Annotated in this window: 23 protein-coding genes; 8 read left to right on the top strand and 15 right to left on the bottom strand. The window is 39.3% G+C overall.

Features of this window, described 5'->3' with window-relative positions; all coding sequences use genetic code 11:
• Window positions 1-6: 6 nt before the first annotated feature.
• Together QP437_RS06165 and QP437_RS06160 are read left to right on the top strand one after the other, a co-directional pair.
• Complete coding sequence (locus QP437_RS06165) at window positions 7-1,374, top strand: TolC family protein (protein WP_285267296.1); 1,368 nt, start codon at window positions 7-9, stop codon at window positions 1,372-1,374.
• A 51-nt stretch (window positions 1,375-1,425) separates the two neighbouring features.
• Window positions 1,426-2,055: a histidine phosphatase family protein gene (locus QP437_RS06160; protein WP_285267295.1), complete on the top strand. Its 630-nt coding sequence runs from the start codon at window positions 1,426-1,428 to the stop codon at window positions 2,053-2,055.
• Between the two features lie 73 nt (window positions 2,056-2,128).
• Here the strand turns inward: QP437_RS06160 and apbC are convergent, their stop codons facing one another.
• Window positions 2,129-3,241 carry an iron-sulfur cluster carrier protein ApbC gene (gene apbC / locus QP437_RS06155; RefSeq protein ID WP_285267294.1) on the bottom strand — a complete coding sequence of 371 codons (1,113 nt, stop codon included), beginning with the start codon at window positions 3,239-3,241 and terminating at the stop codon, window positions 2,129-2,131.
• Between the two features lie 161 nt (window positions 3,242-3,402).
• Between apbC and metG the strand changes: the two genes are divergently transcribed.
• The gene (metG, locus tag QP437_RS06150) at window positions 3,403-5,451 is read left to right on the top strand and encodes a methionine--tRNA ligase (RefSeq protein ID WP_285267293.1); all 2,049 of its coding nucleotides are present in this window, start codon (window positions 3,403-3,405) and stop codon (window positions 5,449-5,451) included.
• 104 nt (window positions 5,452-5,555) lie between these two features.
• Window positions 5,556-6,416 (top strand): SAM-dependent methyltransferase TehB, encoded by an 861-nt coding sequence (gene tehB / locus QP437_RS06145; RefSeq protein ID WP_285267292.1) that lies wholly within the window; start codon window positions 5,556-5,558, stop codon window positions 6,414-6,416.
• 72 nt (window positions 6,417-6,488) lie between these two features.
• Here tehB and dapD read toward each other — a convergent pair whose 3' ends face one another.
• From dapD to QP437_RS06125, 4 genes are all read right to left on the bottom strand, one after another.
• Window positions 6,489-7,316, bottom strand: a complete 828-nt coding sequence (gene dapD / locus QP437_RS06140) for a 2,3,4,5-tetrahydropyridine-2,6-dicarboxylate N-succinyltransferase (protein WP_285267291.1) — start codon at window positions 7,314-7,316, stop codon at window positions 6,489-6,491.
• A 145-nt stretch (window positions 7,317-7,461) separates the two neighbouring features.
• On the bottom strand, window positions 7,462-7,926 hold the full coding sequence (locus QP437_RS06135) for a glycine zipper 2TM domain-containing protein (protein WP_054419391.1): 465 nt from the start codon (window positions 7,924-7,926) through the stop codon (window positions 7,462-7,464).
• Between the two features lie 23 nt (window positions 7,927-7,949).
• Window positions 7,950-8,249 (bottom strand): hypothetical protein, encoded by a 300-nt coding sequence (locus tag QP437_RS06130; RefSeq protein WP_049365853.1) that lies wholly within the window; start codon window positions 8,247-8,249, stop codon window positions 7,950-7,952.
• A 4-nt stretch (window positions 8,250-8,253) separates the two neighbouring features.
• Complete coding sequence (locus QP437_RS06125; RefSeq protein WP_285267290.1) at window positions 8,254-8,823, bottom strand: VOC family protein; 570 nt, start codon at window positions 8,821-8,823, stop codon at window positions 8,254-8,256.
• A gap of 88 nt (window positions 8,824-8,911) precedes the next feature.
• On the opposite strand from QP437_RS06125, the gene argS reads away from it, so the two are divergent.
• Window positions 8,912-10,645, top strand: a complete 1,734-nt coding sequence (gene argS, locus QP437_RS06120; protein WP_285267289.1) for an arginine--tRNA ligase — start codon at window positions 8,912-8,914, stop codon at window positions 10,643-10,645.
• Window positions 10,646-10,679: 34 nt separating this feature from the next.
• Here the strand turns inward: argS and smrB are convergent, their stop codons facing one another.
• On the bottom strand, window positions 10,680-11,189 hold the full coding sequence (gene smrB, locus QP437_RS06115; RefSeq protein WP_285267288.1) for an endonuclease SmrB: 510 nt from the start codon (window positions 11,187-11,189) through the stop codon (window positions 10,680-10,682).
• An 84-nt stretch (window positions 11,190-11,273) separates the two neighbouring features.
• Between smrB and prmB the strand changes: the two genes are divergently transcribed.
• Together prmB and QP437_RS06105 are read left to right on the top strand one after the other, a co-directional pair.
• Window positions 11,274-12,218 (top strand): 50S ribosomal protein L3 N(5)-glutamine methyltransferase, encoded by a 945-nt coding sequence (prmB, locus tag QP437_RS06110; protein WP_265469733.1) that lies wholly within the window; start codon window positions 11,274-11,276, stop codon window positions 12,216-12,218.
• A gap of 98 nt (window positions 12,219-12,316) precedes the next feature.
• Window positions 12,317-13,381: an MFS transporter gene (locus tag QP437_RS06105; RefSeq protein WP_285267287.1), complete on the top strand. Its 1,065-nt coding sequence runs from the start codon at window positions 12,317-12,319 to the stop codon at window positions 13,379-13,381.
• A 55-nt stretch (window positions 13,382-13,436) separates the two neighbouring features.
• On the opposite strand, the gene cysB is transcribed toward QP437_RS06105, so the two are convergent.
• The 5 genes from cysB to sucC all read right to left on the bottom strand — a co-directional run bounded on the left by cysB (window position 13,437) and on the right by sucC (window position 18,256).
• Window positions 13,437-14,408 carry an HTH-type transcriptional regulator CysB gene (gene cysB, locus QP437_RS06100; RefSeq protein ID WP_054419379.1) on the bottom strand — a complete coding sequence of 324 codons (972 nt, stop codon included), beginning with the start codon at window positions 14,406-14,408 and terminating at the stop codon, window positions 13,437-13,439.
• 12 nt (window positions 14,409-14,420) lie between these two features.
• The gene (gene rluB / locus QP437_RS06095) at window positions 14,421-15,431 is read right to left on the bottom strand and encodes a 23S rRNA pseudouridine(2605) synthase RluB (RefSeq protein WP_285267286.1); all 1,011 of its coding nucleotides are present in this window, start codon (window positions 15,429-15,431) and stop codon (window positions 14,421-14,423) included.
• A 39-nt stretch (window positions 15,432-15,470) separates the two neighbouring features.
• Window positions 15,471-16,094, bottom strand: a complete 624-nt coding sequence (locus QP437_RS06090; protein ID WP_049380919.1) for an L-threonylcarbamoyladenylate synthase — start codon at window positions 16,092-16,094, stop codon at window positions 15,471-15,473.
• A 123-nt stretch (window positions 16,095-16,217) separates the two neighbouring features.
• Window positions 16,218-17,087 carry a succinate--CoA ligase subunit alpha gene (gene sucD / locus QP437_RS06085; RefSeq protein WP_054419373.1) on the bottom strand — a complete coding sequence of 290 codons (870 nt, stop codon included), beginning with the start codon at window positions 17,085-17,087 and terminating at the stop codon, window positions 16,218-16,220.
• 2 nt (window positions 17,088-17,089) lie between these two features.
• Window positions 17,090-18,256 (bottom strand): ADP-forming succinate--CoA ligase subunit beta, encoded by a 1,167-nt coding sequence (gene sucC, locus QP437_RS06080; RefSeq protein ID WP_111316014.1) that lies wholly within the window; start codon window positions 18,254-18,256, stop codon window positions 17,090-17,092.
• A 144-nt stretch (window positions 18,257-18,400) separates the two neighbouring features.
• Here sucC and cytX point away from each other — a divergent pair, with 144 nt between their 5' ends.
• On the top strand, window positions 18,401-19,579 hold the full coding sequence (gene cytX / locus QP437_RS06075) for a putative hydroxymethylpyrimidine transporter CytX (RefSeq protein ID WP_285267285.1): 1,179 nt from the start codon (window positions 18,401-18,403) through the stop codon (window positions 19,577-19,579).
• A 101-nt stretch (window positions 19,580-19,680) separates the two neighbouring features.
• Here cytX and odhB read toward each other — a convergent pair whose 3' ends face one another.
• From odhB to QP437_RS06055, 4 genes are all read right to left on the bottom strand, one after another.
• The gene (gene odhB / locus QP437_RS06070; RefSeq protein WP_285267284.1) at window positions 19,681-20,907 is read right to left on the bottom strand and encodes a 2-oxoglutarate dehydrogenase complex dihydrolipoyllysine-residue succinyltransferase; all 1,227 of its coding nucleotides are present in this window, start codon (window positions 20,905-20,907) and stop codon (window positions 19,681-19,683) included.
• Window positions 20,908-20,964: 57 nt separating this feature from the next.
• Complete coding sequence (gene sucA / locus QP437_RS06065; protein WP_285267283.1) at window positions 20,965-23,772, bottom strand: 2-oxoglutarate dehydrogenase E1 component; 2,808 nt, start codon at window positions 23,770-23,772, stop codon at window positions 20,965-20,967.
• Between the two features lie 149 nt (window positions 23,773-23,921).
• Window positions 23,922-24,626 carry a ComEA family DNA-binding protein gene (locus tag QP437_RS06060; protein WP_285267282.1) on the bottom strand — a complete coding sequence of 235 codons (705 nt, stop codon included), beginning with the start codon at window positions 24,624-24,626 and terminating at the stop codon, window positions 23,922-23,924.
• A gap of 125 nt (window positions 24,627-24,751) precedes the next feature.
• The gene (locus tag QP437_RS06055; RefSeq protein WP_005699490.1) at window positions 24,752-25,414 is read right to left on the bottom strand and encodes a Bax inhibitor-1/YccA family protein; all 663 of its coding nucleotides are present in this window, start codon (window positions 25,412-25,414) and stop codon (window positions 24,752-24,754) included.
• Window positions 25,415-25,638 lie beyond the last annotated feature (224 nt).

The raw sequence follows: 25,638 nt of genomic DNA, 5'->3' as shown, positions 1-25,638 counted from the left end.
AAATCCATGTTAAAAATGAAAAAATTAACCTTAGCAATCGCGATGGCAACTGCTCTAGCAGGTTGTGCTAACATCGGCGATTCTTATAAAGCGAGCCAGCAGGATTACCAAAATTATGCGGAAATCACCAAACAATTTAATGTAAAAGAAAACTGGTGGGCGCTTTACAATGATTCACAATTAAATCGTGTGGTAGAACAAGCATTAGTCAACAACAAAGATTTAGCTAAAGCTTCTGTCGCCGTAAACCGTGCTTTATATAATGCAAACCTTGCAGGCGCGAATTTAATTCCGGCATTTAGCGGTTCAACCCAATCTTCTGCGGGTAAAAATCTGAAAACTGGTGGCAACTCAACCATCAGTCATAAAGGTGCCTTAAATGTGAGCTATACCTTAGATCTATGGCAACGTTTAGCGGATACAGCAGATGCCGCAGAATGGTCACACAAAGCAACGGCTGAAGATTTAGAAGCAACGAAGCTTTCACTCATCAACTCTGTTGTAACAAGCTATTATCAAATTGCCTACTTGAATGATGCGATCAGCACCACGCAAGAAAGCATTAAATACTACAACGATATTAGCAGCATTATGCAACGCCGTTTATCACAAGGTGTTGCGGACAGCGCAAGTGTAGATCAAGCACAACAAGCGGTATTGAACGCACGTAATAACTTGATCAACTATCAAACACAACGTAAAACAGCAGAACAAACTTTACGTAACTTACTGAACTTAAAACCAGAAGAAGCATTAAATATCAACTTCCCACACATTCTTAATGTAAAAAATGTGGGCGTAAATTTAAACGTACCTGTTTCTGTGATTGCGAATCGTCCTGATGTGAAAGGCTATCAATATCGCTTAAGCAGTGCATTCAAAAATGCGAAAGCAACTGAAAAAGGCTGGTTCCCTGAAGTCACTTTAGGCGGAAGTTTAACATCAAGTGGTACTAAAGTCGGTAATGCATTGCACAATCCAGTTGGTACAGGTTTAATCGGCATTAGCCTACCATTCCTCAACTGGAATACCGTAAAATGGAACGTGAAAATCTCTGAAGCCGATTATGAAACCGCACGTTTAAACTACGAGCAAAGCATCACTAAAGCCTTGAATAATGTAGATACCAACTACTTCGCCTATACACAAGCACAAAGTGCCTTTGCTAACTTGCAAAAAACACACAGCTATAACCAACGTATCACCAAATACTATCGTGATCGTTACAATGCTGGTGTATCTGAATTACGTGAATGGCTCGCCGCAGCAAATACAGAGAAAAGCTCTCAACTTTCTATCTTGAATGCGAAATACAACATTATTCAAGCAGAAAATGCCGTATATAGCTCAATGGCAGGTTATTACTCTCGTTAAAATCATGATTAAGGAAGTTTCGGCTTCCTTAATTTTTTATGGATATGAAAAATGAAAAAACAGCTGACTTTTTATTTCATTCGTCACGGTAAAACCGTTTGGAATACAGAAGGTTTGATGCAAGGTCATGGCGATTCCCCTTTGACTGAAGAAGGCATTAATGGTGCGAAAAAAACAGGTGTGGCACTTAATCATATTCCTTTCATTGCCGCTTATTCCAGCGTATTAAACCGAACTATTGAGACTGCATCCCATATTATTGGTGAACGTAATATTCCCCTTTTCCATCACCAAGGTTTAAATGAACAGTATTTTGGTTCTTGGGAAGGTTTAGTTGTCGATACGTTAAGAGAACACCCTGAATTTAAACAGCTCATTAAAGATCCTGCTAATTACAAAGCTCAAGTAAATGGCGGAGAAACATTCGAACAATTAGGCGAACGTGCGATGAAAGCATTGCAAGATATTATTAAGATCCACGATCAAGGTAATATTCTCATTGTGTCGCATGGTCATACCTTGCGTTTATTGCTTGCCTTGTTAAACGGCGCAACGTGGCAAAATCACCGTGATGAAGATAAATCGGTATCGCTCATTAATACCTCAATTAGTGTTGTACATTATGATGATGAGAACGGTTTTCGCGTTGAGAAAATGAATGATGCGGATCATTTAAAATAAGCAAATTTCGCTAAAAAAATAACCGCACTTTGGATGACCTAAAGTGCGGTTAATTTTTATGATGTTTTTGTGATTATTTCACTTCGCGGAATAAAATCTCGCTTGGAATCACAGAACCTTGCCAGTAAAGCTCAGTTGACACTTTCTCTGCTAAATCTAAGAAAGATTTCGCAATTTCACTATCTGGTGCAGCAACCACAGTTGGTTTACCTGCATCCAAATCTTGACGAACTTGAATATTCAACGGTAACTGGCCTAATACTTTCACATTGTATTTTTGTGCCATTTTTTCTGCACCACCCGTACCGAAAATCGCTTCGTGATGGCCGCAATTGCTACAAATATGCATAGACATATTTTCCACAATACCTAACACTGGCACAGATACACGTTCAAACATCGATACACCTTTCACCGCATCTAATAACGCAATGTCTTGTGGTGTTGTGACCACAACTGCCCCAGTTACAGGAATTTGTTGTGAAAGCGTTAATTGGATATCACCCGTACCCGGTGGCATATCGATCACTAAGTAATCTAAGCTATCCCATAAGGTTTCATTTAAAAGCTGACTTAATGCACTGCTTGCCATTGGACCACGCCAAATGGTTGCATTATCTTCATCCATTAAGAAACCGATCGAGTTTGCAGATAGACCGTGTGCTTTAATCGGGGTGATGTGTTGGTTATCTGGTGAAGTTGGGCGTTGGTGTGGTGCACCTAACATATGCGGAACAGATGGACCGTAAATATCCGCATCTAAAATACCCACACGAGCACCTTGAGCTTGTAAAGCAAGGGCAAGGTTCACCGAAACAGAGGATTTACCTACCCCACCTTTACCTGAAGTCACCGCGATGATGTTCTTCACGCCTTTTACAGCAGGTTGATTATTCGCACGTTTTAAGGTTGCAATTTGATAATTCACCACCCATTTGATTTCTTTGCTATCTGTTGCTTTTAATAACGCATCAGAAAGTTGCTGTTTCACTTGCTCCACACCAGTGTTCCATGCAAAAGGCAATTGTAATTCAATGCGTAATACGTCACCGCCTTTTTCTACTTTCTTCAAAGTATTTAATGCGATTAAGTCTTTTTGCAAACTTGGATGTTGGAATTGTTGGAAAACTTGCAGAACTTGAGATTGTTGTTCTGCCGTTAAAGTTTCAGAAAAAGCAGTTGCCATAATATTCCTTTAATAGTAGTAGGTAGTAGAGTAAATTTGTCAGGGATATTTTACCCTTTTTACACCTCAAATGTTAAGCTAAAAGTATAACTAAACTAGAAAAAATCGTACTAATCGGGTAACATACTCGCAATTTTTGCAAAAAGAATAAGAGAAAAATAATGACAACTCAACCTCGTAAAATTTTAGTCACTTGTGCATTACCTTATGCAAATGGCGCCATTCATTTAGGCCACATGTTAGAACATATTCAAGCGGATATTTGGGTACGTTTCCAACGTATGCGTGGCAATAAAATTCATTTTGTTTGTGCAGATGATGCGCACGGTACCCCAATTATGCTTAATGCCGATAAATTAGGCATTACACCAGAAGAATTAATCGCAAAAGCAAAAGCCGATCACATACGTGATTTTGCTGGTTTCAATATTAGTTTTGATAACTACCACTCTACTCACAGTGAAGAAAATAAACAAATCACGGCTGACATTTACAATAAATTAAAAGTAAAAGGCTTCATTAAAACTAAAGTCATTTCTCAGTTATTCGATCCTGAAAAGAATATGTTCTTACCGGATCGTTTCGTCAAAGGGACTTGTCCAAAATGTAAAGCTGAAGATCAATACGGTGATAACTGTGAAGTTTGTGCTTCCACTTATAGCCCAATGGATTTAATTAATCCACGTTCTGCTGTGTCAGGTGCAACACCAATTGTTAAAGAGTCTGAACATTTTTTCTTTGATTTACCTGCTTTTGAAGGCATGTTAAAAGAATGGACTCGCTCTGGTTCACTTCAACCTGAAATTGCAAATAAAATGCAAGAATGGTTTGAAAGTGGCTTACAACAATGGGATATCTCTCGTGATGCACCTTATTTTGGTTTTGAAATCCCAGGAGCTAAAGATAAATTCTTCTATGTTTGGTTGGATGCGCCAATTGGCTACATAGCTTCTTTTAAAAATCTCTGCGATCGTGAAGGCATTGATTTTAATGAATTCTGGGGAGAAAACAGCGATACAGAACTTTATCACTTTATCGGTAAAGATATCGTGTATTTCCACAGCCTATTCTGGCCGGCAATGTTAGAAGGGAGCGAATACCGCAAACCAACCAATGTGTTTGCTCACGGTTATGTCACCGTAGATGGCGCCAAAATGTCAAAATCACGCGGTACATTTATCCAAGCTAGCACCTATTTAAATCACATTGATCCGGAATGTTTGCGTTACTACTACGCAGCAAAATTAAACGATCGTATCGAAGATCTCGATTTCAATTTGGAAGATTTCGTTCAACGAGTCAATACAGATATCGTTAATAAATTAGTCAATTTAGCGTCTCGTAATGCGGGCTTTATCACAAAACGTTTTGAAGGCAAATTAGCAGATAAATTAGAAGACGAAGCACTTTTTGCTGAATTTACTGCACAAGCTGAACAAATTGCTGCTTACTATGAAAGCCGTGAATACAACAAAGCCATCCGTGAAATTATGGCATTAACCGATAAAGCCAATAAATATATTGATGAAAAAGCGCCTTGGGTGATTGCAAAAGAAGAAGGTAAAGATGCAGAATTACAAGCGGTTTGCTCAATGGGTATCGAGCTTTTCCGTATATTGATGTCTTACTTAAAACCGGTTCTTCCAAAACTGGCTGAACGTGCAGAAGCGTTCTTACAAACAGAACTAACATGGGATAATATTGCACAGCCACTATTAGGTCATCAACTTACTCCATTTAAAGCGCTTTTCTCGCGCTTAGAGAAAAAACAAATTGATGCTGTTGTAGAAGAAACTAAAGCTCTTTTCGCTGAAGCAAACAAAGCAACAGAAAAAACAGCGGAAAAACCGACCGCACTTTCAAATGTTGAACCGATTGCTGACACCATTACCATTGATGATTTTGCTAAAATCGATATGCGTGTGGCAAAAGTACTGAAATGCGAAGCGGTACCAGAATCTAATAAGCTCCTACGTTTTGAATTAGATTTAGGTGACCATACTCGCCAAGTGTTCTCTGGCATTAAAGCAGCTTACAACAAACCTGAAGAATTAGAAGATCGTTTTGTTATTGTGGTTGCAAACCTTGCACCGCGTAAAATGAAATTCGGCGTATCGGAAGGGATGATTCTTTCTGCTGGTACTGGCGGAAGTGATTTATTCTTACTTTCAGCTGATAGCGGTGTTACTGCGGGTATGCAAGTAAAATAATTTAATATTTAGGCGACTTCAGTCGCCTTTTTTATTGCCAAATAGAATCAAATACCCTACCATGTCAATCAGCTATTTATCACGCAAATTAAAAGGAATTCATTATGACAAACGAACTTATCTGCTATAAACAAATGCCAGTTTGGACAAAAGATAAATTACCTAAAATGTTCCAAGAAAAACACAATACCAAAGTGGGAACTTGGGGCAAACTCACCGTACTAAAAGGTAAACTTAAATTTTATGAGCTGACCGAAAATGGTGATGTGATTGCTGAGCATATTTTCACGCCGGAAAGCAATATTCCGTTTGTTGAGCCACAAGCATGGCATCGAGTTGAAGCACTTTCTGATGACTTAGAATGTACGCTTGGTTTCTATTGCACAAAAGAAGATTACTTCAGCAAAAAATATAATATGACTGCAACGCATGGTGATGTGGTTGATGCAGCTAAAATTATCAAACCTTGTAAAGTGCTAGATTTAGGCTGCGGACAAGGTCGTAATTCGCTTTATTTAAGCTTAAAAGGCTATGATGTAACCTCTTGGGATCACAACGAAAACAGTATTGCCTTCTTAAACGAAACCAAAGATAAAGAAAATTTGAATATTAAGACCGCTGTTTATGATATTAACACCGCCAATATTCAAGAAAACTACGACTTCATTTTATCTACTGTGGTATTTATGTTCTTAAATCGTGAGCGTATTCCAGCCATTATTAAGAATATGCAAGAACACACCAACCCAGGTGGTTATAACTTAATTGTAGCAGCTATGTCTACACCTGAAGTGCCTTGTCCACTTCCGTTCTCATTTACATTCTCTGAAGGTGAATTAAAAGAATATTACAAAGATTGGGAATTCTTAGAATATAACGAAAATATGGGCGAATTACATAAAACCGATGAAAACGGCAATCGTATTAAATTAAAATTTGCAACAATGTTAGCAAGAAAAAAATAATTCGCTAATTTAGAAAAGAAAATGACCGCACTTTGTTATATAAAGTGCGGTCATTTTTTTATAGGATTTTAATTACTCTTCAATAGAACGTAATAATTCGTTGATACCTACTTTACCTAAAGTTTTTGCATCAACTTTTTTCACGATTACTGCACAGTATAAGCTGTATTTACCACATTTAGATGGAAGGCTACCTGATACCACTACAGAACCAGCAGGAACGCGGCCATAGAATACTTCACCAGTTTCACGATCATAGATTTTAGTTGATTGACCGATAAATACGCCCATAGAAATCACACAACCATCTTCCACAATCACGCCTTCAACGACTTCAGAACGTGCACCGATAAAACAGTTATCACCGATAATAGTTGGGTTTGCTTGTAATGGCTCTAACACACCACCGATACCTACACCACCAGATAAGTGTACGTTTTTACCAATTTGCGCACATGAACCAACAGTTGCCCATGTATCAACCATGGTACCTTCGCCCACATATGCACCGATATTTACATAAGATGGCATTAATACACAGTTTTTAGAAATGTATGCCCCTTTACGTACTGTTGCAGAAGGTACGACACGGAAACCTTCTTGAGCAAAACGCTCTTCTGTATAGTCAGCAAACTTTAATGCCACTTTGTCATAGTATTTAGTTTCTGCGCCATCAATGATTTGGTTATCATTGATACGGAAAGATAATAATACTGCTTTTTTCAACCATTGGTGAGTAATCCATTCACCATCAATTTTTTCTGCAACACGGTATTTACCGCTATCTAGTCCTTCGATCACTTCTTCGATTGCAGCACGAGTTTGTGCGTCAACTGTTTTAGGCGTGATTTCTGCACGTTTTTCAAATGCTGCTTCAATAATTTGTTGTAAATTTGACATTTTGCTTCCTATTGTCGATGTGAAATAACGGTTGATAGTTTTATCATATTTTTGACTTTCAAGCAAAAAACAACCGCACTTTCTTTTGATTTTAAGCATAAAAAAAGCGAACCTAATGGTTCGCTTTTTTCTATTTTTCGTTTAGTTAGTTAATAACAGAAACATTTAATGATGAACCGCCAACGATTCTTACGCGACGACCTGCTTGGAAGCTTGGATCTGCTTTTTGAACCACAACGATTTCTTCTCTGTTATCTTTTCTGATAACAATCTCTGCACCATTAACCTGGCTCATTTTTTCTTCAATTTTGCTACCTACAATGGCACCACCAATCGCACCAACAACAGTTGCAATAGCTTGACCTGTACCACCGCCAATTGTACCACCGGCAATACCACCTAAAGCACCGCCACCAACAGAACCAATTACACCATTGTTATCAGCTTGGATTTTAACAGGACGAACTGATACGATTGTACCATAGCTAATTGAACGCGCTTCTTTTGCTTGATCAGCTGAATAAACATCACCGCTAAAAACATCAGTATTTGCGCAGCCAGTCAAACCAATAGACATCATAAGAGCTAATGCTACTGTTACTTTTTTCATAAAGCTAACCTTCTAAAAATGAATTAGATTGGGTTTCTTGGAGACCAAGTAGAAACGTTTTTCACTCCTTGACCGTTGTCAGATACTTTCACACAAGCACCAGTTACTAAAGTTGAATCGTATTTGTGAACGATAACTTCGGTTTCACCTTCTTGTTTGTATGAGCAGTCGTTTTTACGAACGGTTAATTTTACATCATCACCTTGTAATTCGGTGAAGATAACTTGACCTTTATAAGCGCTTTCATCTTTTTGTGATTGAGATGAACAAGCTGATAAACCTAAACTTAATAAGACAGTTAATGCTAAGGTAATTTTTTTCATTACACTAAACCTCGAGTATTTTCTTTATTGTATAAGGATGAACCTTTATGCAAACATGATTTTCTGTTTTATCAACAAAACTCACTGCAATTGATGGATTGGGCAATTGCTCCCCTTCCACCTTAGGTTCGCTCACCTTCATGGTTAATTGAGTTAGTTCCTTCCATAAAAATGTATTGCAAATCCGATTAACCCAATCCTCAACAGATTCATGAGATAAAAACGGCATTACAATTTCAATATGTTCCCAAGTTTCTTGGGGATATTGTTTATTTTTAGGAAACGGTAATTCAATAACATCGACAGGCTGACCAATGAAATCAACTGGCTCATCTAATTCAATCAAATAGATAGGACGCCCATTGACGATATTATCGCTTAAAATTCTACCGCACTTTAATAACTCTGTCAGCCAATTTTTTGCTTTTTCTTCACTATTTGCTCTTAAAGCTAAATGATCGATTTGATAATCACTCAAATTCACTTTCATTACGGCAGCTAATTGCTGAATTTTTTCCTGGAATAAAGGCAATTCTTGATAAAGTGCGGTCGATTTTTCCATTAAATTTGACATTTTCTCCTGCTCTTACTTTGAGAAATCTATAAACAACGGTATCATAGCCGATTATTTTCATTATTCAATTTCAAGATTAGGAAAAACCGTGAATATTCAATCTATTTTATCCGATAAAATTAAACAAGCGATGATTGCAGCTGGTGCAGATGAACAGTGCGATGCGCTTATTCGTCAATCTGGCAAACCGCAATTTGGTGACTACCAAGCAAACGGAATTATGGCTGCGGCTAAAAAACTAGGATTAAATCCACGTGAATTTGCACAAAAAGTTTTAGATCATGCCGATCTTTCTGATGTCGCTGAAAAAACTGAAATTGCAGGTCCGGGTTTTATCAACATTTTCTTAAATCCAACTTGGTTAGCGAATAATGTTTCTGCTGCATTAAAAGATCAAAATCTTGGTGTAAGCACAAATGAAAAACAAATTATCGTGATTGATTATTCTTCACCAAACGTTGCGAAAGAAATGCACGTAGGTCACTTACGTTCTACCATTATCGGTGATGCCGTTGTTCGTACCCTTGAATTTTTAGGTCACAACGTTATTCGTGCTAATCACGTGGGGGACTGGGGTACGCAATTTGGTATGCTCATTGCTTATCTTGAAAAAATGGAAAATGAACATGCGAGCGAAATGGAACTTCAAGATCTTGAAGCGTTCTATCGCGAAGCGAAAAAACACTATGATGAAGATGAAGCGTTCGCTGAAAAAGCACGTAACTATGTGGTGAAATTGCAAGGTGGAGATGAATATTGCCGCACGATGTGGAAAAAATTAGTCGATATCACCATGCAACAAAATCAACGCAACTATGATCGCTTAAATGTCACGTTGACCGAAAAAGATGTAATGGGTGAAAGTCTTTATAACCCAATGTTACCTGCTATCGTTGAAGATCTGAAAAAACAAGGTTTAGCCGTTGAAGATGAAGGGGCATTAGTCGTTTATCTTGATGAATTCAAGAATAAAGAAGGCGAAGCAATGGGCGTTATCGTTCAGAAGAAAGATGGCGGCTTCCTTTATACTACTACTGACATTGCTGCTGCTAAATATCGTTATGAAACCTTAAAAGCGGATCGTGCATTAGTGTTCTCTGATACTCGTCAAAGCCAACACATGCAACAAGCTTGGTTAATTACGCGTAAAGCAGGTTATGTGCCAGACAGTTTCTCACTTGAACATAAAAACTTTGGCATGATGTTAGGTAAAGATGGTAAACCATTCAAAACTCGTACTGGCGGCACCGTAAAATTAGCAGATTTATTAGATGAAGCGATTGAGCGTGCAACGGTATTAATCAACGAGAAAAATACCAATTTATCTGACGATGAAAAAACAGCGGTTATTGAAGCGGTAGGTATTGGCTCGGTGAAATATGCGGATCTTTCTAAAAACCGCACGACTGACTATGTATTCGATTGGGATAATATGCTCAGCTTTGAAGGTAATACCGCGCCTTATATGCAATATGCTTACACGCGTATTCGTTCTATCTTCAATAAAGCAGATGTAAATCCAACCGCACTTGCCGAAGCGAAGATTCAGCTTTCTGATGAAAAAGAACGTGCATTAGCCATCAAATTGCTTCAATTTGAAGAAGCCGTTCAAACTGTGGGCAAAGAAGGTACACCGCATGTACTCTGTGCTTATTTATATGAGTTGGCGGGTGTGTTCTCCTCATTCTATGAACACTGCCCAATCTTAAATGCAGAAGATGAAAATGTAAAATTAAGCCGTTTAAAACTCGCTTCTCTTACAGAGAAAACCTTAAAACAAGGCCTAGAGTTATTAGGCATTAAGACAATCGAAAAAATGTAAAAAAAGTGCGGTCAATTTTGACCGCACTTTTTCTTTATATATCCACTAAAATGAGTATCGCTGCTTCTCCGCCCCACTCTTTGGGAGCTTGGTGTAACGCTCGGACTTTAGGGTGCTGAACTAACCAACGTGGAATTTGTTTTTTCAACGTGAATGTTCCATAGCCCGTCATGATGCTTGCACAATAAACATGCTCATCTTCACAAGCTAACAGCAATGCCGCTAATTCCATTTTGGCTTGCTCACGGGTTAAACCATGTAAATCCAAAAATAATTCGGGTGAAAAATCGCCACGACGAAGTTGTTTCAATAAATGGCTATCTTCTCCTTCGCGTAAATATTTGATGACACCATCATGTTCATTTAGCAATGGTTCATATTCATCGGAAAAATAGAAAAGCGTATCTTCTTTTTCTCGAATATCACGTAAATGGGATTTTTTTTGACCGCTCTTTTGACGCAGCGCCACAAAGGTATCTTGTTTGATGGGTTTGATCCCTTTTGTTTCCGCCCGAAAAAGATCGAAATCATCTGGTTCTGTCATTATTTTTCTCAATTTGTTATTTTGCTTAATGATAGCACATCTATTCTATGGTATAACTAGCCAAAATTTTTATTGAGGCACAAAATGGAAACCTTACACAATCAAGAACTTGTTGCAACAATCTTAGAAGATAATGTGGCAAGTGAATTAACAACCATTCAAGATTTTTTACGCTGGACATACAGCACATTTAACCGTTCTGATATTTATTACGGACAAGGCCATGACAATGCGTGGGATGAAAGTCTTCAATTAGTCCTAGCTGGACTTCAATTACCGCTCGATTTACCGCAAGATTTATTCAGCAGCAAACTCACTCCTTCAGAAAAAGAAACCTTAGTACAGTTAGTCTTAAGCCGAATTGAACAACGTGTGCCTGTCGCTTATTTAACGAATAGTGCGTGGTTCTGTGGATTAGAATTCTATGTGGATGAGCGTACGATTATTCCTCGCTCACCAATCAGTGCATTAATCCAAGATAAATTTGCTCCGCTTTTAAAATCTGAACCAAAACGTATTTTAGATCTTTGTACAGGAAGTGGTTGTATCGCGATTGCTACTGCTGAAGCCTTTCCTGAGGCTGAAGTGGATGCAGTCGATCTTTCTGTGGATGCGTTAAATGTGGCGGAAATCAATATTGCACGCCACCAATTAGAACACCGTGTTTTCCCGATTCAATCAGATTTATTCCAAAATCTATTCGGTCAACAATATGATTTAATTGTAACCAACCCACCTTATGTGGATGAAGAAGATTTGGCAGATATGCCAGAAGAATTCCATTATGAGCCTGAATTAGCCTTAGGTTCCGGTGTTGATGGGTTAGAAATCACGAAACAAATTTTAAAACAAGCGCCGGATTATTTAACGCCCAATGGCATGCTCGTTTGCGAAGTGGGCAACAGCATGGTAAGTCTCATTGAACAATATCCAGATGTGCCATTTGAATGGGTTGAACTAAAAAATGGCGGTCTAGGTGTATTTGCCATTAGCCGCGAAGATTTAGTGAAACATCACGATTCTTTTTAATCTCAAGTGCGGTTAAGAATCGTCGTGAATTTTGACCGCACTTACCAAATTACTGGCGCGCGTTCTTAACGCGTGCTTTTCTTTTTTTTAATAACACAATGAATTTACAAAAACTTTTACTGACTCGTCGTTTCTTTTCTACCCTTGCATTCTTTTCCATGCAAACGGTATTTTTCATCTATTTACAAGGAAAAGGCTTAAGTAACAGTGAAATAGCCTTTTCACTCTCGTTGCTTTTCTTCTGCAACCAAGCATTAGCCATTTTAGCCGGTATCTGGGGCGATCGTTTTGGACTGGCCAAAATGATGTTGCTTGGATGCTTTTTAGATGTGATCGCCTACATTTTCTTTCTCTCTGCAGACAATTACATTCTGCTTTTAATTGCCACTACCTGTTTTGGCTTAGGCAGCTGTTTGTTTGGTACCAATGCGAAAGCCTGCCTATTGGTGCTCGCAGGCGAAGAATACAAAGAGAAAACTCGATTACAGGGAAAATATTTAAAAGTCTCCTCTATGTCGTCTATGTTTGCACCTTTATTGGTGATTCCTTTTATCAAATACAATCATATTGAATGGTTGATTTGGGTCTGCTTTGCGATGGAAGCGGTTCTCTTTGCCTTAATGGTAAAACCGTTTTATCAAATCCAAACTTTGCAAACCTTAGTGAAATTTCGCTTTGCCCAAATAAAAGAAATCATCACCAAAGAATTTTTATTGGTACATTTGATGTTGTTTATTCCTCTTTCCATTTCAACATCATTCTTTGTAATCTTCCCGTTCCTGTTTGATAACAAATTAGGCATGCCGGAACACTCCCCCATTGCACTTTTCGTAAATGGTTTACTGACCATGTCATTACAAAGTTATTTTTCTCGAAAAATTAATTTAACGATTAAACAAACCCTATGGGTGGCACCAATCTTGGTTGTTGGTATTATCTTGCCTTGGTTTATTACGTTGAAATATATTTCTGTGGTTTCTGCTTATATTTACTTAGTCATCTTCACGGTGATTGAAGTCTATGCTTTAACGGCGATGGCGAATTTATTAGTAAAATTTGATAATGGTACCAATCGAGGCTTTATCTTTGGCTCATCACGATTATTGCTTTCTATCGCAACAGTCATCGTCATGAACTTAGTGCCACATTTATTTTTATTGTAAAAAAGAGCGGTCAGAATTCGCCTTAAATTCTGACCGCTCTTTTATTTTTGCTATTTTACTTCACATCTAATTCGACATTATCAAACAATTTCTTCACGGCATTGTTATCACGCAATCTCTCGGCTTTTTCAACCATTGGACGCGTTAAGTGCGGTGAGAAAAATTCGATAAAATCATACATATAGTTGCGTAAAAAAGTGCTGTGTTTAAACGCAATTTGCGTCATACTTGCACGGAACAAATGCCCTGCATCAATCGCCACTAAATCCGTATCGGCTGGTGTATGCGCCATAGATGCCATGATACCTACACCTAATCCTAAACGCACATAAGTTTTAATCACATCAGCATCCGTTGCAGTAAACACAATATTCGGCAGAATCCCCGCGCGGTTAAACGCATAATCCAAATCAGACACACCGGTAAAACCGAAGGTATAAGTGACTAACGGATATTTACCTAATTCTTCAACGGTAAGCTCTTTCACTTTTGCTAAAGGATGATCAGGTTTAACAATCACCGAACGATTCCATAAATAGCAAGGCAGTTGGATTAAATCATCGAAAAGATACGGCGCTTCTGTCGTAATCGCTAAATCTACTTCGCCAGAAATCAACGCATCGTGAATTTGAGTCGGTGAACCTTGATGAATATGCAAGCTCACATCCGGATATTGTTTAGAGAAACGTTCCACCACACCTGGCAGCATATAACGCGCTTGTGTATTGGTTGTCGCAATGCGTAACACGCCATGATTCGGACAGGTATATTCATTGGCAACCGATTTAATGCTTTGTGCTTTCACCAAAAGCTCACGGGCAATAGCTACAATCTTTTTACCCGCTGGTGTAATAGATTTAATGTGTTTACCATTACGTTCAAAAATCTCTAAACCCAATTCATCTTCTAACAAACGAACTTGTTTACTAATACCGGGTTGAGAGGTATAAAGTGCGTTGGCCGCTTCTGTCACGTTTAAATTTTGGTTTACAATCTCAACAATGTAGCGGAGTTGCTGCATTTTCATCGCGAATACCACCTATTTTTTATAGCGTTTACTTAATTCAGTATAACGTTTTACTGCTTTACGAATTTGACCTGATTTTGGTCGACGGCGAGGTTTTGTTACGTCTAATTTGGTTTCAGTTTCTGGTGGTAAGCCCACTAACTCACGTAGATAGTTGACGTTTTCCAGATCCATTTCTTCCCAGCCACCACGCGGTAAGCCTTTCATTAGCTTAATGTTGCCGTAACGAATGCGAATTAAGCGACTCACCTGAATACCTTGTGATTCCCATAGACGACGCACTTCACGATTACGACCTTCCATTAGAGTCACGTCGTACCATTGGTTAATCCCAACACCGCCCGCAAATTTGATTTCTTTGAAATTGGCTGGACCATCTTCCAACTGCACACCTTTACGTAAACGCGCTAACATGGCATCGTCTACTTGACCAAATACACGCACGGAATATTCACGTTCAACTTCACGGCTTGGGTGCATTAAACGGTTAGCTAATTCACCATCAGTTGTGAAAAGTAATAAGCCCGAAGTATTAATATCTAAACGACCGACTGCAATCCATCTTGCGCCATTTAAGCGTGGTAAACGATCAAATACAGTTGCACGACCTTCAGGATCGCTGCGGGTACAAAGTTCGCCTTCTGGTTTGTAATACATTAATACACGGCATACTTCTTTTTGTGCTTGTTGAAGGTTGATGATTCGACCATCAATACGCACTTTTACACCAGAATGTACATCAATACGATCGCCAAGAGTCGCCATTTTGCCATCGACACTCACACGGTTTTCAGCAATCATCGCTTCAATTTCACGACGAGAGCCTTGCCCTGCACGCGCAAGCACTTTCTGTAATTTTTCACCTTCTACGGTAGATTGACGAGAGGGCTTAGCTACCTTAGCTTTAGGGCTTGATTTGATGTCAGAATTGACCGCACTTTTACGTTCTTTACGCTCAAAGTGCGGTTGCTTTCCCGCTTGTTTTTCACATTCTTGTCTGACTGTTTTTTGAATAGGTTTCATCTGTTTTCCTTTGTCGCTTTCCCAAGCGTCTAAAATAAGTTAAATGAAAGGAGCGGTACTACCACTTCCTTCACGTAAAATGACTGGCGATTCTTCCGTTAAATCTACCACCGTTGTTGGCTCTTGACCTAAATAACCACCATGAATAATTAAATCCACTTGGCGTTCTAAACATTCACGAATCTCTTCTGGATCGGAATAAGTCATATGTTCATTATCAGGCAACATCAGTGAGCAAGATAGAATCGGTTCACCTAATACCTTCAATAAATCTAAGGCTATTTGATTATCCGGTACACGCAAGCCAATGGTTTTGCGTTTTGACGTCATTAATCGACGAGGAAGCTCTTTCGTTGCCGTCAAAATAAAGGTATAACGTCCCGGTGTATTGTTTTTAATTAAGCGATAAGCCACGTTACTGACCGTTGCATAGGTTGAAAGCTCGGATAAATCGCTACATACCAACGTAAAATTATGCCCTTCTGGCAATTTACGAATCGCCACAATACGATCCATCGCGTGTTTATCGCCTATCATACAACCCAAGGCATAGCCCGAATCTGTCGGATACACAATGACGCCACCTTGACGCAAAATTTCTACCGCTTGATTAATCAAACGCGCTTGCGGATTTTCAGGGTGGATATAGAAAAATTGGCTCATAATTTTGTCCTTAAAAAAACTGACGAGATTATACACCGATTTAGAGGCAGGTTATAAGAATTTGTTATAAAAACGACCACACTTTGAAAACAAATCCAAAGTGCGGTCCATTTTTTAATTATTTTATTTCAATAATTCACGGAGGGCTGAACCGATTTCAGCAAGACTTCTCACTGTCTTCACACCTGCAGCTTCAAGTGCTGCAATTTTATCTTCTGCCGTCCCTTTTCCACCACTGATAATCGCTCCAGCGTGTCCCATACGCTTGCCTTTTGGTGCCGTCACGCCAGCGATATAAGCCACTACCGGTTTTGTCACATGAGATTTAATAAACGCAGCAGCCTCTTCTTCTGCTGAGCCACCAATCTCACCAATCATCACGATAGCTTCAGTTTCAGGATCTTCTTGGAAACGTTTTAGAATATCAATGAAGTTGGATCCTGGGATAGGATCGCCGCCGATCCCTACGCAAGTAGATTGACCAAAACCTTCATCTGTTGTCTGTTGTACCGCCTCATAGGTTAAAGTACCTGAACGAGAAACAATCCCTACTCTGCCTTTTTTATGGATATTGCCCGGCATAATCCCAATCTTGCATTCATCTGGTGTAATCACGCCTGGGCAATTCGGCCCAATCATCACCACACCCGTTTCATTTAATTTTTGTTTTACCAACAACATATCCAATGTTGGGATGCCCTCTGTAATACAGACCACTAATTGAATACCCGCATCAATGGCTTCAAAAATTGCATCTTTACAAAATGGCGCTGGTACATAAATCATGGTTGCCGTAGCGCCTGTCGCTTTTACTGCTTCACGTACTGTATTAAATACTGGTAAACCTAAGTGAGTAGTTCCGCCTTTATTCGGTGAAATCCCACCAACTAACTTTGTGCCATAAGCCAATGCTTGCTCGCAGTGAAATGTCCCTTGCGCACCGGTGAAACCTTGGCAAATTACTTTTGTCTCTTTATTAATTAAAATCGCCATGATTATTCTCCTTTTGCTGCTTTCACTGCCGCTTGTGCAGCTTCCTGTAATGTATGCGCTGCAATTAAATTTACACCACTTTCTGCTAAAATTGCTCTGCCTTGTGGAGCATTGGTTCCTTCTAATCGAACCACAACAGGCACTTTTACACCGATTTCTTGAATCGCCGCAACGACCCCTTCAGCAATAAGATCGCAACGTACGATTCCACCAAAAATATTCACTAAAACAGATTTCACATTTTTATCCGTGAGAATAATTTTGAAGGCTTCAGCTACACGCTCTTTCGTTGCACCACCACCAACATCAAGGAAGTTTGCGGGATTACCGCCATATAATTTCACGATATCCATGGTTCCCATGGCTAGTCCGGCGCCATTAACCATACAGCCGATATCACCTTCCAAGGCGACATAGTTAAGCTGATATTTTTCAGCTTCTGCTTCACGAGAATCACTTTGACTTAAATCGCGTAAGGCTAGCAAATCAGGATGACGATAAAGTGAGTTATCATCAATGCCTACTTTCGCATCGAGACAAATTAAGTGACCTTCTTTCGTCACCACGAGTGGATTCACTTCAACTAAAGAAAAATCTTTTTCGATAAAAAGCTGCGATAATTTCACAAAAATAGCAGCAAATTGTTTATTTTGCTCGCCACTTAAACCTAGTTTAAAGGCTAATTCACGACCTTGATATGGCATACCACCAACCAAAGGATCAATGGCGACTTTATGGATTAGTTCAGGCGTTTCTCTTGCCACATCTTCAATATTCATGCCACCAGCTGAAGACGCCATAAAAACGACTTTCTGTGAAGCACGATCAATCACTGCGCCTAAGTAGAGTTCTTTATCAATCTGGCAGGTTTCTTCAATATAAATGCTATTAACGGGTTGGCCTTTTTTATCGGTTTGGAAGGTCACTAAATGCTGTCCAAGCCATTTATCCGCAAAAGCACGCGCTTCTTCGGTATTATGTACAAGTTTCACACCACCAGCTTTTCCACGTCCACCTGCGTGAACTTGACATTTCGCTATCCAAACATCGCCATTCAGCTGAAAGAGCGCCATTTCAGCTTCGTCTGCTGTTTGACATACGACACCTTCACTCACAGGCAGATCATATTGCTTAAAAAGCTGCTTGGCTTGGTACTCATGTAAATTCATATTTCCTTCCTATTTTGATGTTGTTTAGTGAAACAAACAAAAATTTGACCGCACTTTGTTTTATTTTAAATTCTGGGCTTGCTCTTTACATATTGAGTTATATACTGAGCCAGAATAACCACAATCCATGTTAAGGATAACAACATGCAAACAAAAAAATCAAGCAATCTTGCGATTGCGCTCATTTGGTTTACTGCTGCTATTTCAATGGCAGAAATTCTCACTGGTACTTGGTTTGCTCCTCTAGGGTGGCAACAAGGTTTAATTGCCATCGTCGTTGGGCACTTTATTGGTGGTTCGATGTTTTTCTGTGCAGGTTACATCGGTGCAAAAACCCAAAAAAGTGCCATGCAAACGGTACAAATATCATTTGGTGAAAAAGGTTCTGCCCTTTTCTCTTTACTCAATGCCATGCAACTGATGGGATGGACTGCTGTCATGATTTATATGGGGGCTGAAGTCATTTCTATCTTAAATCAAACAGCTGATGCTTCCATCTTTCCATTCCTTACACTTGGCTTAGGCATACTCATCATACTTTGGCTACTACTCGGCTTCACTAAATTAGGTATCTTCAAAAGCCTCTCACTTGTCACCATGTTTTTACTGATGCTGTGGCTAAGTATTCAAGTAGCTAATAAGCCATTTATTGCCATGGACGTTGCACAAAATATTAAATTTGGTACTGCTGTAGAAATTGCCGCCGTCATGCCACTTTCTTGGTTACCAGTAGTATCTGACCACACGAAGAACAGCGAAACACCATTTAAAACGACCGCACTTTCAACGCTGACTTATACCGCGACCAGCTGCTGGATGTATGCTCTCGGCTTAGGTGCAGCATTAGTAACCGGTAAATCTGAAATCTCACAAATTCTTTCTCTTGCTGGTGTAAGTGTTATTGGTGTATTAATTGTCATCGCCTCTACCATGATTAACACTGCACTTCCCGCCTATTCCACCGGCATGAGTTTAAACAATATTTTCCCTCAATTAAAAGTCACGCCAATCTCCGTACTTACCGTGATTGTGGGCATTATATTAGCCTCAATCTTACCAGTGACAGAATACGAACATTTCTTGTTCTTTATTGGTTCAGTATTCGCGCCAATGATCGCTGTGCTTATCGCTGATTTCTTTGTGCTCAAACAGCATGATGTTAAAAAATCAGTTGATAGTGTTGGACTCGGCGTTTGGTTTGTCGGCTTCGTACTCTATCGTTTCCTTATGGCAAAAGGTTGGGAAACCGATTTAGGTCTGACTTTCCCTGTTATCATCATTACCTTTATCTTAGCAATCTTAGTACGTAAAATAGCTAAATAAAGGTTGGATTTTAATTATAAAAAGGCGGGCATTGTTCCCGCCCTTTTATTCACATCAATGTAAAAAAGGCTTTTCCCCTCAAAAGAGAAAAGCCTGTGTGCTTAAATTTCTAATAATAAACGAGTTGGATCTTCTAATAAGTCTTTAATCGCCACTAAGAAACCAACTGATTCACGACCATCAATTAAGCGGTGGTCGTAAGATAATGCCAAATACATCATCGGACGAATCACCACTTGACCATCTACCGCAACCGGACGCTCTTTGATGGCGTGCATGCCTAAAATCGCACTTTGCGGAGGATTGATAATTGGTGTGGACATTAAAGAACCAAATACACCGCCATTAGTAATGGTGAAGTTACCGCCTGTTAAATCTTCAACGGTTAATTTACCATCACGGCCTTTTTCTGCTAGTGCCTTAATTTGTTTCTCAATATCCGCCATGCTGAGTTTATCGCAGTTGCGTAATACAGGTGTTACCAAACCACGCGGCGTTGAAACGGCAATGCTAATATCAAAATAGTTGTGATACACAATGTCATCACCGTCAATTGAGGCATTCACTTCTGGATAACGTTTTAACGCTTCAACTACAGCCTTGATGTAGAAAGACATAAAGCCTAAACGTACACCATGCTGTTTCTCAAATTTCTCGCCGTATGTTTTACGTAATTTCATAATCGGCTGCATATCCACTTCATTGAATGTAGTGAGCATTGCGGTGGTATTTTTCGCTTCCAATAAACGTTCCGCAATACGTTTACGTAAACGGGTCATTGGTACGCGTTTTTCTGAACGAGAGCTATATGCCACGGTGCTAATGGTATTCTGCTCTGTTGCCACATCTTGTTTTGCTTTTTGAGCATCACGTTTTGCCACTTCACGCGCAATATCTTCACGGGTAATACGGCCTCCCACACCAGAGCCTTGAATTTTCTCTGCATCTAAATCGTGTTCAGCTAATAAACGACGAATAGCTGGACCTTGATCAGCTGAATTATTGTGACTATTTTCAATGGCTGCTCTTTGACGATCCGCAGGAGTTGGTTCATTGTCTTTCACTGTTTCAGATGAAATATCGCCAGCCTGTTGAGTAGAAAGTTTACCTAAAAGCTGTTTACTTACTACGGTTGCACCTTCTTCTTGAAGAATTTCAGTCACTACGCCATCGCTTAAGGCTGGTACTTCAAGTACCACTTTATCTGTTTCAATTTCTACTAATACTTCGTCACGTTTTACCGTTTCACCAACTTTTTTATGCCATGTTGCAACAGTTGCATCCGCAACGGATTCCGGTAAATCTGGAACAAGAATTTCGATTATCATTTTATTTTCCTTTAAATTATTCTTTCTTTAAAAATTACTGAAATTTCGACCGCACTTTTACAGTGTCAACGCGTCTTCTACCAATTGTTTTTGCTGTTTGGTGTGTAAAGACATATAACCTACCGCTGGTGAAGCAGAGGCAGGACGACCTGCATATTTTAACTTCACATGCTCTGGAAGCGAGCTGTCAAAGTTATGCTTACTACAATACCAAGCGCCTTGGTTTAATGGCTCTTCTTGACACCATACATAATCCGTCACATGAGCATAAGGCTCTAATGCTTTCTTCACATCTTCATGTGGATACGGATAAAGCTGCTCAATACGAATAATCGCCACATCGGTTTGGTTATTCGCACGACGTTGTTCCAAGAGATCGTAATACACTTTACCTGAGCATAGGACGACTCGTTTAACTTGTTTCGGATCGATGTTATCAATTTCACCAATGACTGTTTGGAATGTGCCATTTACTAATTCATCTAAACTTGACACGGCAAGTGGATGACGTAATAAAGATTTTGGTGAAATACCAATTAATGGACGACGCATTTTACGGATCGATTGACGACGTAACATGTGGTAAACCTGTGCTGGTGTAGATGGAATACACACTTGCATATTCTGTTCTGCACAAAGTTGTAAATAACGTTCTAAACGAGCGGATGAGTGCTCTGGGCCTTGGCCTTCATAACCGTGTGGTAATAACATCACCAAGCCACACATTCTCCCCCATTTTTGTTCACCAGAACTGATAAATTGGTCAATCACGATTTGTGCACCGTTTGCGAAGTCACCAAACTGTGCTTCCCAAATGGTTAATGTTTTTGGATCTGTTGTCGCATAACCATATTCAAAAGCCAATACGGCTTCTTCGGATAATACTGAATCCCACACCTCAAAACGACCTTGGTTGGCATGTAAATGTGTTAATGGCACATAGCCTGTCCCGTCATTTTGGTTATGCACAACTGCATGGCGATGGAAGAACGTACCGCGCCCCGCATCTTCACCCGATAAACGGACATTAGCGCCTTCATCTAATAGGGTTGCGTATGCCATAGTTTCCGCCATACCCCAATCGAACAATTTCTCGCCTTTTGCCATTTCACGGCGGTCAGCATAGATTTTTTCGACACGAGGATGGGCACGTAAGGTTTCTGGATATTGACTAACACGCTCCGCTAAAGTTTGGAAACGTTCTTGTGGGAATTTGCTTTCGTAAGGGGATGTCCAGTCATAGTTGAGATATTGCAACCAGTCCATTTGGGCAATATCCATTTCTCGCCATTCTTTCACTACACGATCGCCGTTATCTAAAGCATCACGATAGAGATTCATCATTTCAATGGCTTCTTCTTCGGTGATTACCCCTTCAGCAATTAAACGATCTGCATAGACTTTACGTGGCGTTGGATGTTTTTTAATGATGCTATACATCATTGGTTGAGTGGCTAATGGTTCATCAGCCTCATTATGACCATGACGACGATAAGAAATCAGATCAATGAAAATATCGCGTTTGAATAAATTACGATATTCCACCGCCATTCTCGCCGCAAAAGCCACTGCTTCAGGATCATCACCATTCACATGAATAATCGGTGCCTGAATCATTTTCGCGATATCAGTACAATATTCTGTTGAACGGGTGTCATTTGGGTTAGAGGTGGTAAAACCAATTTGGTTATTGATCACAATACGGATTGTGCCACCAACGGTATAACCACGAGCATTAGACATATTCAAGGTTTCTTGTACAACACCTTGTCCCGCTACCGCGGAATCCCCATGAACAGTAACCGCTAATACTTGATTACGCTCTGTATCGTTCTTTTTCGTTTGACGAGAACGTACCGCACCAATAACCACTGGACTAACAATTTCTAAATGCGACGGGTTAAATGCAAGGGTTAAATGTACGCGACGCTCACCGACTGCGAAGTCAGAAGAGAAACCTTGGTGGTATTTCACATCACCTGTACGCTCGCCTGAATGTTTACCCGCAAACTCGTCGAAAAGATCTTCTGGTTTCTTACCGAGCACGTTTACTAACATATTTAAACGACCACGGTGTGCCATACCAAACATGACATCTTGTACACCTTGTTTGCTTGCATGACGAATAATTTCTTTCATCAATGGAATAAAGGCATCACTTCCCTCTAAAGAGAAACGTTTTGCACCCGGGAATTTTGCACCGAGATAGCGTTCTAAGCCATCTGCAGCGGTCAATTCACTTAATAAATTAATTTTTTCTTCTTTGGTAAAGAGCGGTTTATTTAATTGGCTTTCTAATTTGCTTTGTAGCCAACTTTTTTGCTCCATATCTTGAACATGCATAAACTCAAGACCAATCGAACCACAATAGGTCTCTTTCAGCATTTCAGCTAAATCACCTAACTTGATGTTATCGCGATGATAGACGTAGTGATTAATATTGAAGGTTTCATTGAGATCCTGCTCGGTAAAACCGTGATAACGGTAATCCAATTCAGGTGCGGTGGAGACTTTCCAACGATAATAATTGATTGGGTCTAGTTTTGCTTCTAAATGACCGCGGAAGCGATAAGCGTTGATAAATTGGAGGACTTTGACTAATTTTGCACTGGCTTCTGGATCGATAACCGTCACGGCTTCTGTTGTATTTTCTCGCGCTAAACGACGGAAATAATCACGGACTGGTGAATGTGGTTGCTCTACTGCGGTTGTTTTCGGCAATGCATCAAATGTGGCACGCCAGCTTTCATCGACTGAAGATGGGTCTTCTAAATAACGTTCGTATAATTCCTCAATATACGATTGATTAGAACCACCTAAAGCGGTTGAAGCCAACCATTCATCAAAGGCATTGTAATGCTGCATATCTACCCCTTGTATTACATGATGTTGTCCGCCCATTATACATAGGATAAAAAAAGAAATAATCCTCAAATCACACTTTGTTACAATTTTGTGATCTACTTCAATAAAAAAACCGCACATAAAGTGCGGTCAGTTTTATCTATGTTTTCTTAGAAAGTTAAGAATGGGGTGATTTTTTCAATTGTAGCTTCACCGATACCATCAATATTTGAAAGCTCGGCAGCACTTTTGATTTTGCCCACTTTGTTACGGTAATCAATAATCGCTTGTGCTTTTTTCTCACCGATGCCAGAAAGTTTTTGTAATGTTTCTGCATCTGCTTTATTGATATTTACTTTAGCAGAAGAAGCCACTTTCTCTTTAGCTGGCTCTTTTGTTGAAGTCGCTTTTTCTTTCACTTCTTTTACTTTATCTGCGGCTTTTGTTTTTGCGTCAGACGCTTTTTCTTTCGCACTCTCTTTCACTGAATTTAATTTTTCAGTGGCTTTGTCTTTCATAGATGGTTGATTATTCTCAGTCGCTTTTTCTTTTAAAGCAGATGCCTTCTCTTTTACTGCATCTTTTGCAGAAGTTGCTTTATCTTTCATTGCATCTTTCGCAGATGTTGCTTTTTCTTTAGCTTCAGTTACTTTATCTAATGCATTTGATTTTGTTGAACTCGCACTATCAGCCATTGATTTAAGCTTATCATTTGCCGCATTTTTCACGTCAGCTTTTGTACTTTCAACCATTGATTTTGAATTAGTTACGACTGATTCTTTTGTTGGTAATACAGATGTATTCGTTGCCAATGCAGAACCAGATACGGCTAATGCAAGTGATGTTAATGTTAAAAGTGATTTTAAAGATTTCATAAAAACTCCTGTTTTGTTATTAATAGATTCGACAAGCGAACCTGTATGCTAAGACTTATCTTAAGAAAATTAGTTCAAAACAAAAAAACGCCCCTAATAAGGAGCGTCTTTAAATTTAATACTGACTAGTCATCGCTTGAGAAGATAGAAAGTAATCTTAATAAGCTAATGAACAAGTTGTAAATTGACACATAAATACTCACAGTTGCACGAATATAGTTTGTTTCGCCACCGTGAATAATATTGCTGGTTTCATAGAGGATTGTCATTGTTGAGAACACCACAAACAATGCACTGATCCCTACCGCTAGTGCTGGAATTTGGAAGAAGAAGCTTGCCACAATCCCTAACAATAACACAATAAATAATGAGAAAATCGCGGTAGAAAGGAAAGACATATCTTTCTTCGTTGTAAGCACATAAGCTGAACAAGCAAAGAAGACGATTGCTGTACCTGCGAATGCAAGCATAATTAAATCTTCCATTCCTCTCGCCACATACATGTTTAAAATTGGCCCGATGGTATAACCCATAAATCCAGTGAACGCGAATGCAGCCAAGATTCCCCATGCACTATTTGCTAAACGGTTTGTGACAAAAAGTAAACCGTAAAAACCTACAAGTAACACGATAAGATTTGGATAAGGCAAGTTTAAGCTCATAGAAATATAAGCAACAACTGCCGAAAATGCCATCGTTAATCCCAATAAGAAATAGGTATTACGTAGCACTTTATGTGTGCTAAGTAGTGATTCTTCCTGTGAATTAACAACAATGCGAGATTGCATAAAAGCTCCTTATTTTATAAAGAATAAAGTTGATGAAACATCAATCCGTAAAGTAAGGGCTATAGGTCAAAAAGTCAATGGTAAATCAAGAATTTGTTTTAATTTTTAAATTTAGGAAGGTAAAAGTGCGGTCAACTTTTAAAGTTATTTTTTATATGCGTTATAGTGAATAAATTAACTTACTCAACAAGCTGAATTACATTATAATGAGCATTCTATTTACT

It is taken from the genome of Haemophilus sp. UMB1048 (assembly GCF_030218125.1).
Lineage (GTDB): Bacteria > Pseudomonadota > Gammaproteobacteria > Enterobacterales > Pasteurellaceae > Haemophilus_D.
The sequence above is the reverse complement of the archived record's forward strand: the minus strand, read 5'-3'. Positions and strand labels throughout refer to the sequence as shown.

Coding starts and splice junctions, on each gene's coding strand:
- sucD (WP_054419373.1), bottom strand. CDS start 17,087: ATGGCGATTTTAATTAATAAAGAGACAAAAGTAATTTGCCAAGGTTTC.
- QP437_RS06060 (WP_285267282.1), bottom strand. CDS start 24,626: ATGAAATCTTTAAAATCACTTTTAACATTAACATCACTTGCATTAGCC.
- sucC (WP_111316014.1), bottom strand. CDS start 18,256: ATGAATTTACATGAGTACCAAGCCAAGCAGCTTTTTAAGCAATATGAT.
- QP437_RS06125 (WP_285267290.1), bottom strand. CDS start 8,823: ATGTCAAATTTAATGGAAAAATCGACCGCACTTTATCAAGAATTGCCT.
- odhB (WP_285267284.1), bottom strand. CDS start 20,907: ATGATAATCGAAATTCTTGTTCCAGATTTACCGGAATCCGTTGCGGAT.
- QP437_RS06130 (WP_049365853.1), bottom strand. CDS start 8,249: ATGAAAAAAATTACCTTAGCATTAACTGTCTTATTAAGTTTAGGTTTA.
- smrB (WP_285267288.1), bottom strand. CDS start 11,189: ATGACAGAACCAGATGATTTCGATCTTTTTCGGGCGGAAACAAAAGGG.
- QP437_RS06055 (WP_005699490.1), bottom strand. CDS start 25,414: ATGCAATCTCGCATTGTTGTTAATTCACAGGAAGAATCACTACTTAGC.
- dapD (WP_285267291.1), bottom strand. CDS start 7,316: ATGTCAAATTTACAACAAATTATTGAAGCAGCATTTGAAAAACGTGCA.
- QP437_RS06105 (WP_285267287.1), top strand. CDS start 12,317: ATGAATTTACAAAAACTTTTACTGACTCGTCGTTTCTTTTCTACCCTT.
- sucA (WP_285267283.1), bottom strand. CDS start 23,772: ATGCAGCATTACAATGCCTTTGATGAATGGTTGGCTTCAACCGCTTTA.
- QP437_RS06135 (WP_054419391.1), bottom strand. CDS start 7,926: ATGAAAAAAGTAACAGTAGCATTAGCTCTTATGATGTCTATTGGTTTG.
- apbC (WP_285267294.1), bottom strand. CDS start 3,241: ATGGCAACTGCTTTTTCTGAAACTTTAACGGCAGAACAACAATCTCAA.
- prmB (WP_265469733.1), top strand. CDS start 11,274: ATGGAAACCTTACACAATCAAGAACTTGTTGCAACAATCTTAGAAGAT.
- tehB (WP_285267292.1), top strand. CDS start 5,556: ATGACAAACGAACTTATCTGCTATAAACAAATGCCAGTTTGGACAAAA.
- metG (WP_285267293.1), top strand. CDS start 3,403: ATGACAACTCAACCTCGTAAAATTTTAGTCACTTGTGCATTACCTTAT.
- cytX (WP_285267285.1), top strand. CDS start 18,401: ATGCAAACAAAAAAATCAAGCAATCTTGCGATTGCGCTCATTTGGTTT.
- QP437_RS06165 (WP_285267296.1), top strand. CDS start 7: ATGTTAAAAATGAAAAAATTAACCTTAGCAATCGCGATGGCAACTGCT.
- cysB (WP_054419379.1), bottom strand. CDS start 14,408: ATGAAAATGCAGCAACTCCGCTACATTGTTGAGATTGTAAACCAAAAT.
- QP437_RS06160 (WP_285267295.1), top strand. CDS start 1,426: ATGAAAAAACAGCTGACTTTTTATTTCATTCGTCACGGTAAAACCGTT.
- rluB (WP_285267286.1), bottom strand. CDS start 15,431: ATGAAACCTATTCAAAAAACAGTCAGACAAGAATGTGAAAAACAAGCG.
- QP437_RS06090 (WP_049380919.1), bottom strand. CDS start 16,094: ATGAGCCAATTTTTCTATATCCACCCTGAAAATCCGCAAGCGCGTTTG.